This is a genomic window from uncultured Roseibium sp., from assembly GCF_947499295.1.
Classification (GTDB): Bacteria; Pseudomonadota; Alphaproteobacteria; order Rhizobiales; family Stappiaceae; genus Roseibium.
Genome location: NZ_CANMNP010000010.1, coordinates 106,643 through 123,101, shown reverse-complemented (window position 1 = coordinate 123,101; position 16,459 = coordinate 106,643). Strand labels below are relative to the sequence as shown.

Sequence of the window (16,459 nt, the reverse complement as noted above, 5' to 3'; positions counted from 1 at the left end):
ACTCGGCTGCCCTTAAAAGTTTTCAATTTGCGCAAAATCGAATTCGTATTTTTTGATTTTCGGAAGTGCCAACATCTATTCAATCATCTTGAAAAAATATAACTATCTGTTTTTAAGAATGAAAATAGGATTCACTCGAATTGGCACGGTCCTTGTTCTCTGTATCCCAGAACGATGTTTCCAGGAGAAAACAGATGAACATGTATATCGGCAACCTCAACACAGCTCAGAAAATCGACACCCTCCCTTTCAGCATTGCAGAGCCAAAAGCTTCGATCAGTGTGATTGGGCTTGGTTATGTCGGTGCGGTTTCCCTCGCCTGTCTCAGCTCTCTCGGACACCGTGTTGTTGGTGCCGATATCGACCAGAAGAAAGTCGACTCAATAGCCTGGGGCAATAGCCCAATTCATGAAGACCGCCTCTCCGAACTCTTGACGCGCGGTGTTTCTGAAGACCTCCTGTCTGCAACGACCAACCTTCAAAGAGCTGTTCGTGAAACGGATGTAACCTTCGTGTCCGTTGGCACGCCGACCAGCAAGGACGGTGGCTGCGATACGCGAGCGATCGAGGCAGTTGCAAAAGGGATTGGTGAAGCACTCGCTGACAAAACCGCGTTTCATGTGGTGGTTCTTCGATGTTCGGTTCCACCTGGCACCACACTGGACATCATGAAGCCGATCATCGAGCGGCATTCGGGCAAGGTTGCCGGCATTGACTTTGGAATAGGATTCAATCCGGAGTTCTTGCGGGAAGGCACGGCAGTCGCAGACTTTCATGAGCCGCCCAAAACTGTGATTGGGGTTACGGATACCAAGACCGCAGCGGTTCTGTCGAAGATCTACGAGCCGGTCGACACGTCCCCTATTGTGACAACCGTTGAAGTCGCCGAGCTGGTGAAATACGTCGACAACGTCTGGCATGCTGCAAAAGTGTGTTTCGCAAACGAAGTTGGCCGGCTTTGCAAACCAATGGGCATCGACAGTCACGCCGTCATGGACATTTTCGTTCAGGATACGAAGCTAAACCTTTCTCCTTACTACCTGAAGCCGGGATTTGCTTTTGGCGGTTCCTGCCTTCCCAAAGAGGTTCGGGCAGTCAGTCACCTGGCCAACAAACTTGGTGTGGACCTGCCAATGATTGATGCGTTGATGCCCTCCAACCAGAAACAAATCGACGAAGCGGTGGATCTTGTTGAACGAAGCGGTGCGAAAAAGGTTGCGATCCTGGGCGTTGCTTTCAAGCCGGGCACTGACGACCTAAGGGAAAGCCCGGCACTTGAGGTAATTGCGAAACTCAAGAACAGAGGCGTCGAAGTCACTGCTTTTGATCCTGCAATTCAGCCGGGAGCGCATATCAAGCAGCAATTCGACTACATGCAATATGCAGCTCCTCACCTTAAGGACGTCGTTGAAGACCTGCCGAAATTTTTGAAAGAGGCTGCCGCAGAAGCAGTCGAACAAGCTGATGCGATCATCGTATCGCAAAAAATTCCAGGTCTTCGGAGTGTGCTGGAGTCCAAAAAAGAAGACGCGGTGATTGTGGACCTTGTCCGCATTTCAGCTCCGCTCCCTGCCTCTTCCAATTACACGGGAATTGGTTGGTAGGACCGCACACTCCCATCCGCTCCCTTTCGCCCCATCGCCCACTTAAGAAAGGGAGCGGATACTCTTTGCCAGGCCAAGCGCCTGGCAAAGCTGTCATCACATCGGCTTGCGGTTTCACGAGGTCCAATTGGCCAGGACCGCTCTTCAATGACCGGGATTCACCAATAGATCGGCTTTCCAATCGCTGAAACGCACCGAGAAGATCCCTTGATGGACGTCAGAGGTGTTTCCGTCAGGGATTGCCCAAGCCAACCGAATGGATATTGCAGCTTGAATGGCGCAGCCACATCTTCTTCGGTAATCGGTTCGAAGCCGACCCGAGAATAGAATTTCGGATCACCGTAGGTCAAAGCAACCTCAACACCGGCTTGTGCGAGCGTTTCTAGACCAAAGCTTATGAGACTTTGACCAATCCCCTCACCTTGGTGTGCGGTCGCAACCGCGACAGGCCCTAGCACGAATACATGGCGCTCATCCTGGTCGAAGACCATCCGGGAGAACATGATAGCAGCGACGACTTCTTCTTTGTGAACGGCATAGAACGTATGGAGGTCATCCGAGGCAGTTTCCTGCATGAGATCACGCGACAGTTGCCCGATCAGTTCGCCTTCTTCAGCCCCTTCTGCTTCTGCAAAAACGTTGCCGAAGAGATTGCAAATGTCGCTTTCGCGGCCACGCGCGTTTATTAAAAACTCCACTGGAAGCCCTCTGCTCAGGTCATACCAAGTTGCTGCAATCGAACCGGTTCAAAATATATATCAGTCGAGTCCGTAGATTTGAATTTTGCCTAAAGTCCTCGGGTGCCGCAATCAGGACGGGATATCCTAAGCCAGGTATCCAGCAAGAGACCAATATCGAAGCTTGTGAATTGGAATTCGAGGCCAATGAAGTCTCGTTTACACCATCAGGATATCCAAACTTCCGGGTTGATCATGTGAATGGGCTTGTTTTCCGCATATGCGACGATCTGATCGAAAATATCAGAAAACTGAAGGTCGAATTCATCTTCGGTGACGTAGCCTATATGTGGCGTTGGCAATACGTTTGGTGAGGTCAAAAGCGGATTGTCGATATCCGTCAGCGGTTCACTGTCAAAGACGTCAACTGCCGCAAAGATGCGGCCTTTGGCAATCTCGGTTTCCAGATTGCCCGGTGCAATAAGGCCTGATCTGGACGTGTTGACCAGAAGCGAGCGCGGTTTCATGGATGCCAGATCTTGCTCTGTAATGATCCCGCGTGTTTCAGGTTTCAGCCTGACATGCAGGCTAACGATATCCGACGTTGAAAAAAAGATTTCCCGACTTTCTGCGAGTTGAACACCGTCTGTCCTAGCCCGCTCTCTGCCATTCTCGGACGACCACCATTGAACATTCATGCCAATGGCTTGCGCATAAGTGGCGACCGCCTTTGCTATACGCCCATACCCATAAAGCCCAAGCGTGCGACCGCGCAGGGTTCGACCAACGCCCATTTGCCAGTTTCCACGGCGTATGGAAGCAACCTGTTCCGGAATTTGGCGAAAGCTTGAAAGCATCACGGCCAACGTCAGTTCCGCCGCGGCATAAGACGGGGTGTCTGAATGCATGTTGGAGCAAAGAAGCACGCCATTTTGTGTGCATGCGGAGACATCGATATGTGGGTAAACGCTTCGCTGGGAGATCAGTTTCAAGTTCGGGAGCTTGTTTAGAAGCTCCTCGGTAATCCTGGTTCTCTCGCGGAAGAGCATTAGACAGTCAGCCTCTTGAAGACGGTCAGCGAGGATTGAGGCGTTTTCAACATGATCGGTCCAGACAGTGACGTCATGGCCGTCAAGTTTGTCAAAACAGGGCAAGCTGCTCAGTGTGTCAAACCAGTCATCAAGAATATGTACTTTCATCGACTTTCCACGCCGCCTCCTGCAACAAGGGTTCTTGGAGTGGGAACAAACACCTCGGAGCTCATGGCATGCAGCGCCCTTGTCACCTGCATCCGTTTGGACAAAAGAACGTTGTACTGAAGGTCGCAACCGGCAACAGGCGTTGGGTAGTTCTTGATTTCATCGGTAATCTGTTGTCGCGCGATCTGAAGTGCAAGTGTTGCGGCCTCGATATGTGCATCATATTCGGTCTTCATGCTGTGCACCCGTTTGAGGAACTCGATGATTGGCAATTTCGTCAGTTTCGAGACCAGACAGTTGCCGGCACAAACACCTCACCTGTCGCCAGTTTGCGCGCGGTTCTGAGCAATCCCGCCGACTTGACGTTGAATCGCCCCTGCTGAATTTCGTAGTCTATGAGCACTTCCATTTTGCCCATCGGATGCTCAAGCTGCAATGTTGCTGGTGTGGCCGGCCGTTCAGTGAGGAGCCTTTCGCCGACCGTGCCGGGAGCTAACAGACAGGAAGCCAGGCATTGGGATCCGGTGACAGCCAAAGTGGGGTGGCAGTTCCAGGGCATGAAGTAGCGTACTGATGCCGTTCCGCCGTGCTTTGGTTCCGACAGCAATCCGAATTTCGGCGTCACGGATTTTCGGACATCTCCAAGACCCATGCGCTCCCCGGCAATCAGCCGGACGGCTTCCATCTTCTCAAAAAGGCCCGTGTTCTTGTCGATATCTTCCGCGCTTTCTTCGCCTGTCAGGCCGAAGTCACGTGCGAGACCGATGACCATAGGCATGGCAACATCCATGCAAGTTACCGGGACCTCATTGATGATTTCCTGTGCATGCCCTGTCGGAAACAAGGCTCCGGTCAGGCTTCCTTCAACCTTCATGAATTGAAGCTGGATCGGAGCTGCGGTACCCGGAACACCGTCGATTGCAGCATCGCCGTCGTACTGAACGACGCCACCGGGGGTTTGCACGATTTCGGAAACAAGCATTCCTGTATTGACGGCTCTGATCTTTACTTCTGTCACGTCGCCACTCGGATCCACCAGGCCCATTTCGATTGCTGCAGGGCCGACACCCACCAGAATATTTCCGCAGGAGGGTCTGAAATCGACCAGCTCTTCTTCAACACCAACCTGTGCGAAAAAATAGTCGACATCTGCCCACTCGTCGTCGGATTTTGACAGCATGGCAACCTTGGTCGTGACGGCCGTGCCTCCTCCAATCCCATCGATGTTGAATGGGTGTCCGGACCCAACAATTGAGGTCAGCACTTTCGACAGGACATCCAGATCCTGTGGCAGATCGCTTCGCTTGAGGTAAGGCCCGCGCGAAGAACCGCCGCGCATGAAAATGAAAGGGGTAGATGTCTGGATCATTCGGCCGTCTCCCTGATCAGATCAACTGCATTGGCCGGTTGCACCGGAGTGTCGACTGGTCGTCTTCACGTCAGTGGCCATGGAAGTTTTGCGAAGGACTGCAATAGGCCCGGCGGGAAATCGCGGTTTAAAAGCCAGGCCATGCAGCACATGAATGCAATGCCGCAGGCGCCGTAGGTGGCGGCGTAAGCAAAGCTGCGTTTTGCGCGATAGTGGATGAAGGCAACCAGGAAAACGGCAAGTGCGAGAATAAAACCAATGAGCGAAGTCAGGATCAGCAGGCCGGCGAACCATGCCAGTGTGCTCCAAAGCCCGTGTCGGTTGTCTTCCGAATTTCCTGCTTCACTGTCGCAGAAGAGCGCGTGTCTTTCGCTCGCACCGCGCATTTGAAACAGCAAAATGATGCATCCAAGGATTGAGACCAGTCCGATGAATTGCGGGAATACCCTGTCTGCTGACGCGTAATCCGGGATCAGCGATGCATTGGTGAAGGCAAATGCGAGATAACCAAGGATGGCCATCAGGAAGATCAGGGGTGCGCGCTTCGTGCCTGTCGAAACATCACCTTCGGCGCGGATGTTCTTCGATTGGCGCAATCCGACCACGACGGACACGATCGTCACCAGAATGAGAATGATCACGATGGGCGAGAAAATATATTCCATGCCTTCTGCGAACCCTTTGCGGAATCTCGAACTGGCAATTTGCACTGCCTGGTTGGCATAGGTTTCCGCAGGGTTGGAGAGCACAAAGCCAATCAGGAACGCCGGCCGTGACCAGTCGAAACGCCGCATCAGGATGCCGAGAAGACCTATGGCGAAAAGCGCGACCAGATCCATCAGGTTCTGACCTGACTGGAACGCGGCGAACGAAATGATCATGAACAGGAATGGGGCAAGCAAAGCGAAGGGAATGGTGGTCAATCGTGCTATGCCACCGGATCCCAAAATGCAGATGACCGTGCCGACTACATTTGCCAGAGCCAGAAGCCAGACAATCGCGTAGGTGACGTCAAGATTGTTCTTCAGCATCGAGGGGCCTACCTCGATCTGACCTGAGCCGAGCAATGCAACAGCACCGATGAAAACCGCCATTGATCCCGATCCGGGTATTCCGAAGAGCAATGTCGGCACCAGACCGCCGCCTTCCTTGGCGTTGTTGGAGCTTTCCGGTCCGATGACCCCCCTCACATCACCGTTGCCGAATTTTGATTTGTCTTTCGACGTCTGGACGGTGTGGCCATAGGCGATCCAATCAACCACCGAACCGCCGAGCCCCGGGATGACGCCGACCGTGACGCCTATGAGAGAGCAGCGCACGCTGAGCCAGATATTGGCAAACCAGTCACGCACGCCGTGCAGCCAGCCGCCGCCGAGCATTGAGCGCTCGGAAATCGCGCGGTCCTGGCGAAGAAGAGCAACAATTTCCGGGATGGCGAAAATACCGAGGCCAACGATGACGAGTTTCAGGCCATCAGTGAGATAGGGCATGTCATACGTGGCCATGCGCAGGGCACCGGCGCTGTCGCCCTCGCCGATCGTGCCAACCATCAAACCTAGGCCGGCGGCGACGATGCCTTTGATGGCCACCTGTCCGGCCAGAATGCCGACCATCGACAGACCAAACAATGTGATCATCAACAGCTCAGGTGTGCGAAATTCAAGCACAATGGGCCTTGCAACCAAAATGAAAACCGTGAGGAACGCAGCGCCAACCAGACCGCCGAACAGGGACGATGCAAAGGCTGCAGACAGGGCGCGTGCTGCTTCGCCCTTTTTCGCAAGTGGAAAACCGTCAAGCACTGTTGCCTGAGACGCGGAAGATCCGGGGATGCCCATAAGCACGGAGGCAAACGTATCGGATGTCGGCACAACCGCGACCATGCCAATCATCAGCGCAAGGCCAAGAACTGGGTCCATGCCGAACATGAAGGGAAGCAGCAGCGACAAGCCGGCAATGCCCCCCAGCCCGGGAAAGACACCGATGCATAAGCCCATTACCACGCCAAGGACGAGGTATCCGAGAACTGCTGGCTGAAAGATCATCGCTGAGGCCTGGGCGAGCGCCGGCATAGCGGTACCGAGAATGTCCACTGGATCGTCTCTGATTTGAAAGAAATTCTGGAGTGCCCGCCCGGTCAAGTCCGGGCGGGCTGAGGGTCCGTTCGGCCTATTTCAGCGAGACGCCGTAGCGCTCCTGCAACCAGCCAACGACAAATTCCTTGGCGCTATCTGGAACTTCCGTCGCGCTCTTCAGAGCCCCGTCCGCTTCGGCACCGGTCATTTGCGGGTATTTTCCGAGGCGACCCGACGATATTTCGGCGAAATCTCCACGTGCCTTGACGGCTTCGAAGGCTTTTGAATAGGTGTCGATGGCGTCCTGAGAAGCGCCGTTTGGAAGAAACACCATTTTCTGAGCCGGGAAGCCGGCAATGAAGAAGGCTTTCCAGGCATCCCACTTGGCACCAGACGTTTCGCAACCATCTGTCGCTTCACAGACTTCCTTGAATGTCGGCATATCCGGAAAAGTTGGATCGCGGACAATGTTGCCTTCTGCGTCCAATGCACCCCAGCTCATCATCGGGACGGCAGTTCCGGCTTCAACCAATGGTGTAACGCCTTTCAGATAGGAAGAAGACGTCTGGTAGTCGATATTCGCTTCACCGCGTTCAAACATAAGCCGTCCGTCGCCCCGGCCTTTGATGCCGAAGACAGGCTCCACGTTCAAACCGAGCATTTCCCACGCCAGTAAAGGCACAAGATCAAGCCGCGTTGCTCCCTGAGAGCCGTAGATGAAGTCCGTTTCACGAAGCGCACCGGCATCGTTGCCATTCATTTTACCGGCTAGGTCCGGGGGGAGATAGGCTACACCGCCCGTTCCTGATGCAAGGACAACATTCCAATCCTTGTACTCGTAGCGGACCCGGGGGTCACCGAGCAGATAGGGAAATTGCGTCGAACCGGAGGATCCGAATATCACAGTGCCTTCACTGTCGCCGAATTTCTGGTTCTGGAACCAGTTGGCACCCTTGGTGGAACCGGCGCCCGGCATGAATTTGACAACGACTGTCGGGGTGCCTGGCAGCGCTTCACTCAACAAGGGGGCGTAGAAGTTTGCCCATTTTGCCGAACCTCCTGTCTCGGAGAACGGGATTACCCATTCTACAGTTTTCCCTGACAGATCAAGATCTTCGGCAATTGCTTGCGCTGGCACCATAGTACCAGCTGCGCACATGACACTCAGCGCGAGCTTGCGCGCTAGATTTTTAAGAACCATTTTCTCCTCCCAATGGCGCAGTCAATCTGGTTTGAACTGCTGCGCGTTCAGACCGCCCTAAAGGCGGCTTGATGCATCCAGATTTCCCTGCGAAGCTTGCAGCAAGCTTTCATCGAAAAGAAAAAAATATGCGGATCGCGTTGGTCGAAGATAATGTGAGCCTCGCCAAAGGCATAGCCTACCAATTAAGGGATGCGGGGCACTCTGTGGACATTCTCCATGACGGAGAGGATGCCGAGTTCTTCCTGAAACAGGAAGATGGAGACTTGATCATTCTTGATATCAATTTGCCAGGCAAGAGCGGGCTTGAGCTCCTGGCTGAACTTCGAGAGCGGGAAGACCCCCGTCCCGTCATCCTGTTGACTGCACGTTCTGAAACACAGGACAGGGTCCTGGGGCTTGACGCGGGCGCGGATGACTATCTCGTCAAGCCATTTGAGATGGAAGAGCTCGCTGCCCGCATTCGCGCACTTGGCCGGCGCAAAGCCACGGCGCCTCGGCAACTGGCAAATATCGGTACGCTCAAGTTCGATATAGGCTCGATGCAGCTTCTCGATCGGGACGAGGTTCTGGAAGTTCCGAGAAGAGAGCTTGCGTTACTTGCCGCGCTCCTGAACGCCAATGGCCGCACCGTCTCTAAAGCCAGCCTGCTCGACCAGCTTTATGGAGCCGGAAGCGAAACCGATGAAAAGGTCATCGAGGTTTATGTTTCAAGACTTCGCAAAAGGCTGAGCCCGCACGGTGTCAATATCCAGGTTCACAGAGGTATCGGCTATTCCCTGAACAGGACCACATCATGAAGAGGTCTTATTCTCTTCGCATCCGCCTAACCCTTATCATTCTCATCCCCCTCCTCTTCGTTGCCGGTGCAGCGAGTTTCTGGCAGTTGAACAACGCACGCCTTACCGCCGGGGATGTTTTCGACCGTAGCTTGCAATCGGCTGCTCTTGCCGTATCCAATGACGTTGCTCTTTCCAGCGGTGATGCGCTTGGGATCGAAACGCGCAAGATCCTTGCCGACACGTCCGGTGGGCGCGTTTACTATCATGTCTATGCACCCGACGGCGTCATCGTAGCCGGATATGCGACACCACCAGCAGGCATTCCGAGCGCGGCAGACGGAGATCTCAATGCCGTTTATTTCAACGGCGTGTATCTGGGGCGTGAAGTCCGCGGTTATCGCATGCGTACTCATATGCAAGTGGATGGCTTTAGCGGGATCTTCACTACGACCGTCTGGCAGGATGTCAAGATCCGCTCCACCTTTGTTCGTGCGCTGATTTTAAGGTCCCTGATTGTCATTTCGTCGATTATTCTGTCGCTTACTCTTATCGTTTGGTTCGGCGTCAGGATCGGGCTGCGGCCTTTGAACGATTTGCAACAAGCAATTGACCTTAGATCCGGCGATGAGCTGAAACCTATCCAACGCGCGGTTCCAGTGGAAGTTAAGGGTATTGTTTGGACACTTAACCGGCTGCTTGGGCAGGTTTCCGATGCCATGGCGACGCAAGGTGAATTCATTTCAAATGCGGCCCATCAACTTCGAAATCCCCTGGCCGGCGTGCTCGCGCTGGCCGAGTCGGTCCGCTCGGCAAGATCAGAAGTTGCCATGCGGGAGCGGGCTGACGATCTCGTAAAGGCGGCCAAGGAAACAAGCCAGCTTGCGCAAAAACTCCTGACCTACGAGCGTACGAAGTCGATCAGCCCGGCTTCGGAAAAGGAACACTTTTCATTGCGGGACCTGATCGCCGAACTTGTCTCGGAATTTCAGTCAATGCCGCATCGCGGCGTTGAGTTAGAAGCTTCACCAGGCAACGAAGTCCTGGAAATCACCGCAGACAGGACGATGGTGCGGGAAGCAGTTGCCAATCTGATCGACAATGCGTTGAAGCATGGCGGGCCAAAACTCTCAAAGATATCGGTTTCTTGCGAAAGGAACGAAGGTTTCCTTTCTATCTTTGTCGAGGACGATGGCAGAGGATTGAACCCGGAAGAAATCCAGACCGCGTTGCAGCGCTTCGGTCAGGTGTCTGCAAATAGTGACGGCAGCGGCCTTGGGTTGCCAATTGTGTCGCGGGTTGCTGAACGGCATGGCGGATCATTGGAACTGACAGCGAGACAGCCAGGACTAACGGCTCAAATTTCGCTGCCAGCCAGCCCTTCCGGCAAAAGATAGTTTGAGCCCTTACATGGCTGGCTTGCGCTGCGCATCCCTGATCAGTGCAGCCAATCGATAGAACCCGTGGACCATCTTTGTATATGGCGTGAGTAGGAAGAAACTCAGAACTGAACCCAAGTGAACTGCGAGGAGCAGCGGCATCAGACCTGTGCTACCCAGAGCGTAGAGCAGCAGTCCGCTCAACGCGACCAGAAATAGAAGGGCGACAAAAGCCATTTCTCCACCCCATGCGGAAGGTGCACCCAGGTTCCTATCCGCTTTCAACTTCAAGCCCATCAGCCAAAGGGATCCCGCGACCATGAAAATACCGCCGGGTATTCCAAGAAGTTTCGGTAATGACCAGATCGGATAAGGTGCGGGTACATCAAATACGTAGTGCAGGATGGTCGCGACCGAAGTTGAGGCGAAGCAGAGCAGAAAACCGTACATGATTGCCTGGTGGGCAAATCGGCGGGATTGGCTGAACCGGTCTTCCTCTTCAAAATTGCATCCATCGCCGTGACCGCCTGCCAGATTTTTCATTCTACCGGCGGAACCAAAAGCCTCGACGATATGCGAGAATTGCACAGGTTCTCCGTCCGTTGCGCGCCAGTATCGGCGCATGCTGATGGCGAGGCTGAAAAGGGGAAACAGGAAGGCAGGAAGAAAGATCGAGACCATGGCCGAATGGGACAGGACAGCATAGAACCCTTCACCGTCAGCCGATCCAAGCGCGCGTATAGTCAGAAAGAGGACGGCGAAGCAAAGAACGGACGCAAGTGCAATCATCAAACCGCTGTTTTGGAAATGTTTCGCGAACGCCATGGGCCACGCGAAGCGATCCCAGCTGTCTTGACGCACCTCTGCCAGGGCCTTGGGTAAGTTCAGATCAAATTCGTGCGGGGACGTATACTGACAAGCGTAGTAACAACCGCGGCAGTTGTGACACAGATTGGCCAATTGGGTGAGGTTGCCGTCACTGAAAAATCGTTCGCTGTGAAGTGCAGGAAAGACGGAGCAATAGCCTTCGCAATAGCGGCAGGCGTTGCAAATCTCGGCCTGGCGCCGGGCTTCCTGCAAGAATTCAGTTTGCATAATTTGCTGCCTCCCTGCCCGCGATCCGGCCAAAGACGGTTCCAATGGTCATGCCAAACCCAGCAAGATAGCCTTGTCCCAAAATTGAGCCGGCCATTGTTTCTCCAGCTGCCCACAAATTGTGAATAGGCCCCTGCCCGGTGCTGCATTGGGCGTTTTCATCCACCTTCAAACCGAGATAGGTAAAAGTCACGCCGGTTCTCAGGCTGTACCCATAGAACGGTGGTTCATCTATCGGGCGTGCCCAGTTGGTTTTGGCGGGGGTCAGACCGGAAGTTGCGACACCATCAAGTTCGGTCGGGTGGAAACGTGAGGTGTTTCCACAAGCCTGGTTGAAATTTGCAACCGTGTGCAGAAGTTTGCCCGGTGGCAGATCCATTTTTTCTGCAAGTTCTTCCAAACTGTCGGCTTTGATCGGCGGGAAAACCGATGGCATGAAGAGCTCCAGCGATTTTGCATCGATGATGACATACCCGACCTGATCAGGCTGTTGAGCAATCAACCGGCCCCAGATTGCATAACGCTTGGGCCAGACGTCTTCTCCTTCGTCATAAAAACGCTCCGCATCTCTATTGACCACAATGGAGAACGGCACACAGTCCAATCGGGTCACGATGCCACCATCGAATTTTGGAGCGCGTCCATCGATGGCGACGGCATGGCACTGAGTCGGATCGCCGACGGAGCTGACCCCCTGGTCCAGAAGGTCTGCGAGGACGACGCCTCGATTATAAGGTGTTCCGCGGATCAGGAAGTTTTTCGCCGGCGGCCCCCAGGCGCGGGTCAGCCAGTCAGTATCCGCCTGAAACCCCCCGGAAGCGACGACGACTGCTTTCGGCTCCAGCCTTTTTTTTGTTCCCTCATGCGTGAAGTCCACATACGCGATCCTGTCGTCAACCAGTTCAAGATGAGTAACATGGGCCTCATAGTAAACTCTCACGCCCAAACTCTCAGCTCTGCGGTAGTAGGCGTTTACGAGGGATTTTCCTCCTCCCATGAAAAACGCATTTGTCCGGCCAAGCGAAAGGGTGCCGGAGAGTGAAGGCTGAAAGTGCACGCCATGATCCTGCATCCAGGTCAGGCACTCTTGTGAGGTTCGGATGGTAAGACGGGCCAATCCCTCATCCGTCTTGCCTCCGGTGACCTTCAAAAGATCGTTGAAATACTCTTCTTCGCAATAGTCGTCGACAAGAGGCCCGTGGGGCCCTTTGTGCATACAGCGAAAATTTCGTGTGTGCCTGGAGTTGCCACCACGATAAGACTTGGGTGCAGTCTCAAGGACAAAGACACTTGCCCCTTGTTCCGCCGCAGTCATCGCTGCGCAGAGAGCTGCGTTGCCGCCGCCTATTACGACGATGTCGATGTCAGATGTCATGGGGTGCTTCCTCTCGAGTGTCGTCTATCAGGCACCCTATTGATTTGACCAATGATCAATTTTGAATAATTGTTGCGTAATGCGCATTAAATTCGACTTCAGCGATCTTGAAGTTTTTCTGGCGGTTTTGGAAACTGGCTCATTCCATCATGCGGCTGATCGATTGAACCTTTCACAATCAGCAGTTACCCGACGGGTTCAAAAGTTGGAAAAGGCACTTGGGTCAGTGCTTTTTGAACGCACGACCCGGGCGGTGCGGCCGACACTTGCTGCCAAGAGGTTGCAGGCTAGAGCCGCGGATATGCTGGTTACAGCAGCGGATACCACCCGTGCAATGCGCGATGAGAGCGTTGCCTTTGCTCATCAGCGCAGCACGTTGATAACGGTTGCCGCCATCCCGACTGTGATCCCGAATTTTGTACTGCCTGCCATTCGAGCGTTTGAGGAACAAGGCTTTTCGCCGCGATTTCGCATCTTTGACGCGGCGGCCAACGAAGTCTCGGAAGCTGTCTCTCAAGGTGATGCGGACTTTGGGGTCTGTTCCATAGGCGCGCTGGACCCAAACACGAATTTTGACCCTCTACTCGACGACGCCATTGTGCTTGCCCTGCCCGAAAATCATCACCTCGCGGAGCGGGAAGTCATCCGGTGGCGGGATATTGCAACGGAAAGGTTCATCCTTCCGGCACGCGGCACGGGAAACCGGGTGTTGATCGATGAAGCTTTGGCCAGTCGACGCTTGTCCGCTCAGTGGACCTTCGAGGTGGGACGGTCAACGACGGCTATGGAGCTGGTTCTTGGTGGGCTTGGCGTTGGGTTGTTGCCGCAATCGACCATCCGGTCTCATATGGGTCAGGACCTGACTTTCAAATCGATAGTGGATTTCGACGTCAGACGCGCGATCGGTCTTTTGACAAGAGCTGGTGTTTCAATCAGCAAGCCCGCCGAAGTTTTGATGAACCTGCTGCGCGCAGTGTTAGTGAATCCCAATGAGTCCGCAATTTGAAGACCTTGCGTGAGTTCGGCATTGGACCTCGTTGCCTTGACTATTTGCCGCACCCGCTCCTTTGGCATATCATCCCGTCTATGAGGAGACCGGTGCGATTCAACGCCGGATGTTATGGGAGGTTCAGAGCAACATGCCGGTGACGCACGAGCCCTGGCTCGTGGCGCTATCCCTTGTGATGGCCTTTCAGGGAAGCTTTGTCGGACTAAGCCTGGCGGTTCAAGTCAGGAACGCTGTCGATCCGCGTCGGCGGTTTCTTTTGGCCGGAGCGGCACTCACACTCGCCCTGGCCATCTGGTCCATGCACTTTGTCGGCATGCTTGCGGCGCGATTGCCGATAGCCGTCGACTTCCTCGTGCTGCCAACGCTGCTTTCGTTTCTTGTTTGTGTTCTTGTGGTTGGGATTGCGGTCTTTGCAGCCAGCAATTCGCGGCTGACTCCCCTTAGGCTTGGACTTGCCGCTTTCGTGATGGGAAGCGGCATTTGTACGATGCATTACCTGGGTATGTATGCCCTTCATGAATCGCTCAATATGGCTCACGAACCGGCCTATGTGCTTGCAAGTTTTCTGGTCGCCTTTAACGCGGCAGGTCTGGCGATGTGGCTTCTATTCGGCCTTGGACGTCGTCCTCCGATCGTCTTCTCAGCCGCTGTGCTCGCGCTTGCAATTTCCGCCATGCACTACACCGCGATGACAGGTCTGACTTATGAAATGAAGCAGACGTTGGCTGGAACCGTCGGGCCTTCTTTCAGTCCTGGTGTTCTGGCGATTGTCGTGTGCTGTGTGGCGTTTCTCGTTTCGGGTCTTTTTTTGCTTGCCCTGGTTCCGGCGCAGGGTGCTGAATCCTCAATTGAGGAAGTGGAGTCAGTTAAAGATACCTCCCTGCCAGACGAAACCGAGTTTGCGAATGCGCATTTTTCTGAAGAGCCTTCATCACAAAAGTCGCAACTTGTTCGAAAGAGCGCTGCCGGATTACAATCTGCAACAGTTGCGGCGCGCGCCCAGTCTGCATTGGCAAAACGAACGATCCCGATCGAGAAAGACGGACAGAAGAGCCAGATCGGCATAAAGGAAATCTACGCCATTCATGCTGATGCGCACTACACGCGGCTCTATGACGGGTCTCGCGAATTCTTCTGTCCTCTGTCCATCAGCGAAGCCGAACAACAGCTCGATCCCAAAACCTTCAACCGGGTCCACAGAAGTCATATTGTCAACATCAGCCGTGTGGCGAGTTACAAACGCGCTGGCGATGGCGGCGTTCTTGTTCTGGATGGAGAAGATGCACAAACTGTGCCCGTGAGCCGTTCTCGTTGGGGACGTGTTAAAGCCCGCCTGTCTGCATTGGCGGAAGCCGCAACAGAACACACTGCGGTCGCTCAGTAACTCGTCAATCCTCAGATTTTGCCTACATTTGTGCAGTGCAATTTCGCTCGAAATTGTCGCCGTTCGTGCAAGCCTGCACGAACGGATGGTCAATTCCTCAATCGTTTATAGGAATAGTATTCCTTGCGTTAAAGCTCAGATTTTATGTCACTTTCCTGGGAAATTGGATTGCCGGTCCGATGAAATGCGTAAGAGTTATTGCCGTATTTCGTGCAAGTGATTGCGTCGTTTGTGCATAAGCTGGTGCTGTTAATGCATGGTGCCTTGAGTGTGCGGTGCACCTTTTCCCAACCTTCAAGCATGTGACAATCTGCCACCACTCCTGGAGGCGGTGCACGGTCTGGCCGGCCCAGGCGTTTGTTAACGCGTTGAGGTGTTCGGCTTCGGTTCTCTTTCAGAACCGGTTGAGGGAGGAAACGGACGTGATACCTGGTGAATTCACCTATCACCGGCCATCATCGGTGGCCGAAGCAGTTGCAATCCTGGTTAGTCATGGAGATGAAGCAAGGCCGCTGTCAGGTGGGCATAGCCTCATTCCGATGATGAAGCTCCGGATGGCTGCTCCTGAACATTTAGTCGATCTTGGCGGGATCGCTGATCTGAAGGGTGTGGCTGAAGACGGCGACACGATCACCGTCGGGGCAATGACCACCCAGAGCGACTTGATCGCCTCAGAGTTGCTCGCTGCGAAACTGCCGATTGTCCGCGAGACGTCGGAACTGATCGCCGATCCGCAAATCAGGTATCTTGGTACGCTTGGCGGCAATGTCGCCAATGGAGATCCGGGTAACGACATGCCGGCACTCATGCAGTGCCTCAACGCCGATTACGTATTGACGGGTCCGGACGGGGACAGGCGCGTTCCGGCTCGGGATTTTTATGAAGCCGCCTATTTCACCGCTCTTGCACCCGAAGAGATCCTGACATCCATCAGGATCCCGGTACCACCGTCCGGACATGGTTATGCCTACGAGAAACTCAAGCGGAAAGTCGGAGACTATGCGACCGCTGCCGCTGCAGTCGTACTTACAATGTCTGGCGGGGCAGTAAGCACTTGTTCGGTTGCGCTCACCAACGTCGCCGACACGCCCCTTTTTGCGAAGGAAGCTGGCGAAATACTGACGGGTTCATCGCTTGACAGCGACACAATCAAGCGTGCGGTCGCAGCCGCGGAAGCCATCACGGAACCGGCCTCAGATGGCCGTGGACCTGCCGAATATCGAACCAAGATGGCTGGTGTCATGCTGGAGCGCGCGCTCGCACGTGCGGCCGAGCGGGCTCAGGGCTGATCAGGATTTTGGGAGAGACAAATG

The 16,459-nt window shown here is 54.2% G+C and carries 14 protein-coding genes; 6 read left to right on the top strand and 8 right to left on the bottom strand.

Translation table 11 applies throughout. From position 1 onward, the window contains the following. The first annotated feature begins 194 nt into the window (after nucleotides 1-194). Nucleotides 195-1,604 (top strand): nucleotide sugar dehydrogenase, encoded by a 1,410-nt coding sequence (locus Q0835_RS16610; RefSeq protein WP_298963084.1) that lies wholly within the window; start codon nucleotides 195-197, stop codon nucleotides 1,602-1,604. 158 nt (nucleotides 1,605-1,762) lie between these two features. Here Q0835_RS16610 and Q0835_RS16605 read toward each other — a convergent pair whose 3' ends face one another. The 6 genes from Q0835_RS16605 to Q0835_RS16580 all read right to left on the bottom strand — a co-directional run bounded on the left by Q0835_RS16605 (nucleotide 1,763) and on the right by Q0835_RS16580 (nucleotide 8,125). Next, nucleotides 1,763-2,302, bottom strand: coding sequence for an N-acetyltransferase (locus tag Q0835_RS16605; protein WP_298963082.1), 540 nt, complete (start codon nucleotides 2,300-2,302; stop codon nucleotides 1,763-1,765). A gap of 206 nt (nucleotides 2,303-2,508) precedes the next feature. Beyond that, nucleotides 2,509-3,480 (bottom strand): D-2-hydroxyacid dehydrogenase family protein, encoded by a 972-nt coding sequence (locus tag Q0835_RS16600; RefSeq protein ID WP_298963080.1) that lies wholly within the window; start codon nucleotides 3,478-3,480, stop codon nucleotides 2,509-2,511. Further along, the gene (locus tag Q0835_RS16595) at nucleotides 3,477-3,716 is read right to left on the bottom strand and encodes a hypothetical protein (protein WP_298822562.1); all 240 of its coding nucleotides are present in this window, start codon (nucleotides 3,714-3,716) and stop codon (nucleotides 3,477-3,479) included. The genes Q0835_RS16600 and Q0835_RS16595 overlap by 4 nt, the downstream gene beginning before the upstream one ends. A 41-nt stretch (nucleotides 3,717-3,757) precedes the next feature. Beyond that, a complete protein-coding gene (locus tag Q0835_RS16590) occupies nucleotides 3,758-4,849 on the bottom strand; it encodes a 4-oxalomesaconate tautomerase (RefSeq protein ID WP_298963078.1) in 1,092 nt (363 codons plus the stop codon). 65 nt (nucleotides 4,850-4,914) lie between these two features. Then, nucleotides 4,915-6,942: a tripartite tricarboxylate transporter permease gene (locus tag Q0835_RS16585; RefSeq protein ID WP_298963076.1), complete on the bottom strand. Its 2,028-nt coding sequence runs from the start codon at nucleotides 6,940-6,942 to the stop codon at nucleotides 4,915-4,917. A 76-nt stretch (nucleotides 6,943-7,018) separates the two neighbouring features. Continuing rightward, nucleotides 7,019-8,125 carry a tricarboxylate transporter gene (locus Q0835_RS16580; protein WP_298822559.1) on the bottom strand — a complete coding sequence of 369 codons (1,107 nt, stop codon included), beginning with the start codon at nucleotides 8,123-8,125 and terminating at the stop codon, nucleotides 7,019-7,021. A gap of 128 nt (nucleotides 8,126-8,253) precedes the next feature. On the opposite strand from Q0835_RS16580, the gene Q0835_RS16575 reads away from it, so the two are divergent. Together Q0835_RS16575 and Q0835_RS16570 are read left to right on the top strand one after the other, a co-directional pair. Further along, nucleotides 8,254-8,925 carry a response regulator transcription factor gene (locus Q0835_RS16575; RefSeq protein WP_298963074.1) on the top strand — a complete coding sequence of 224 codons (672 nt, stop codon included), beginning with the start codon at nucleotides 8,254-8,256 and terminating at the stop codon, nucleotides 8,923-8,925. Further along, nucleotides 8,922-10,301, top strand: a complete 1,380-nt coding sequence (locus Q0835_RS16570) for a sensor histidine kinase (protein WP_298822557.1) — start codon at nucleotides 8,922-8,924, stop codon at nucleotides 10,299-10,301. Before Q0835_RS16575 ends, Q0835_RS16570 begins: the two co-directional genes overlap by 4 nt. A 9-nt stretch (nucleotides 10,302-10,310) precedes the next feature. Here Q0835_RS16570 and tcuB read toward each other — a convergent pair whose 3' ends face one another. Together tcuB and tcuA are read right to left on the bottom strand one after the other, a co-directional pair. Then, nucleotides 10,311-11,378 (bottom strand): tricarballylate utilization 4Fe-4S protein TcuB, encoded by a 1,068-nt coding sequence (gene tcuB, locus Q0835_RS16565; RefSeq protein ID WP_298822556.1) that lies wholly within the window; start codon nucleotides 11,376-11,378, stop codon nucleotides 10,311-10,313. Beyond that, a complete protein-coding gene (tcuA, locus tag Q0835_RS16560; protein WP_298963072.1) occupies nucleotides 11,368-12,753 on the bottom strand; it encodes an FAD-dependent tricarballylate dehydrogenase TcuA in 1,386 nt (461 codons plus the stop codon). The genes tcuB and tcuA overlap by 11 nt, the downstream gene beginning before the upstream one ends. Before the next feature lie 79 nt (nucleotides 12,754-12,832). Here tcuA and Q0835_RS16555 point away from each other — a divergent pair, with 79 nt between their 5' ends. The 3 genes from Q0835_RS16555 to Q0835_RS16545 all read left to right on the top strand — a co-directional run bounded on the left by Q0835_RS16555 (nucleotide 12,833) and on the right by Q0835_RS16545 (nucleotide 16,435). Beyond that, on the top strand, nucleotides 12,833-13,759 hold the full coding sequence (locus Q0835_RS16555) for a LysR family transcriptional regulator (RefSeq protein WP_298963069.1): 927 nt from the start codon (nucleotides 12,833-12,835) through the stop codon (nucleotides 13,757-13,759). A gap of 133 nt (nucleotides 13,760-13,892) precedes the next feature. Beyond that, nucleotides 13,893-15,146, top strand: coding sequence for an MHYT domain-containing protein (locus tag Q0835_RS16550; RefSeq protein WP_298963067.1), 1,254 nt, complete (start codon nucleotides 13,893-13,895; stop codon nucleotides 15,144-15,146). Nucleotides 15,147-15,568: 422 nt separating this feature from the next. Next, nucleotides 15,569-16,435, top strand: coding sequence for a xanthine dehydrogenase family protein subunit M (locus Q0835_RS16545; protein WP_298963065.1), 867 nt, complete (start codon nucleotides 15,569-15,571; stop codon nucleotides 16,433-16,435). The last annotated feature ends 24 nt before the right edge of the window (nucleotides 16,436-16,459 follow it).

Excerpts from the sequence above, each read along its gene's own strand:
- Q0835_RS16610 (WP_298963084.1), top strand. The coding sequence starts at position 195 with ATGAACATGTATATCGGCAACCTCAACACAGCTCAGAAAATCGACACC.
- Q0835_RS16600 (WP_298963080.1), bottom strand. The coding sequence starts at position 3,480 with ATGAAAGTACATATTCTTGATGACTGGTTTGACACACTGAGCAGCTTG.
- Q0835_RS16595 (WP_298822562.1), bottom strand. The coding sequence starts at position 3,716 with ATGAAGACCGAATATGATGCACATATCGAGGCCGCAACACTTGCACTT.
- Q0835_RS16590 (WP_298963078.1), bottom strand. The coding sequence starts at position 4,849 with ATGATCCAGACATCTACCCCTTTCATTTTCATGCGCGGCGGTTCTTCG.
- Q0835_RS16580 (WP_298822559.1), bottom strand. The coding sequence starts at position 8,125 with ATGGTTCTTAAAAATCTAGCGCGCAAGCTCGCGCTGAGTGTCATGTGC.
- Q0835_RS16575 (WP_298963074.1), top strand. The coding sequence starts at position 8,254 with ATGCGGATCGCGTTGGTCGAAGATAATGTGAGCCTCGCCAAAGGCATA.
- Q0835_RS16570 (WP_298822557.1), top strand. The coding sequence starts at position 8,922 with ATGAAGAGGTCTTATTCTCTTCGCATCCGCCTAACCCTTATCATTCTC.
- tcuB (WP_298822556.1), bottom strand. The coding sequence starts at position 11,378 with ATGCAAACTGAATTCTTGCAGGAAGCCCGGCGCCAGGCCGAGATTTGC.
- tcuA (WP_298963072.1), bottom strand. The coding sequence starts at position 12,753 with ATGACATCTGACATCGACATCGTCGTAATAGGCGGCGGCAACGCAGCT.
- Q0835_RS16555 (WP_298963069.1), top strand. The coding sequence starts at position 12,833 with ATGCGCATTAAATTCGACTTCAGCGATCTTGAAGTTTTTCTGGCGGTT.
- Q0835_RS16550 (WP_298963067.1), top strand. The coding sequence starts at position 13,893 with ATGCCGGTGACGCACGAGCCCTGGCTCGTGGCGCTATCCCTTGTGATG.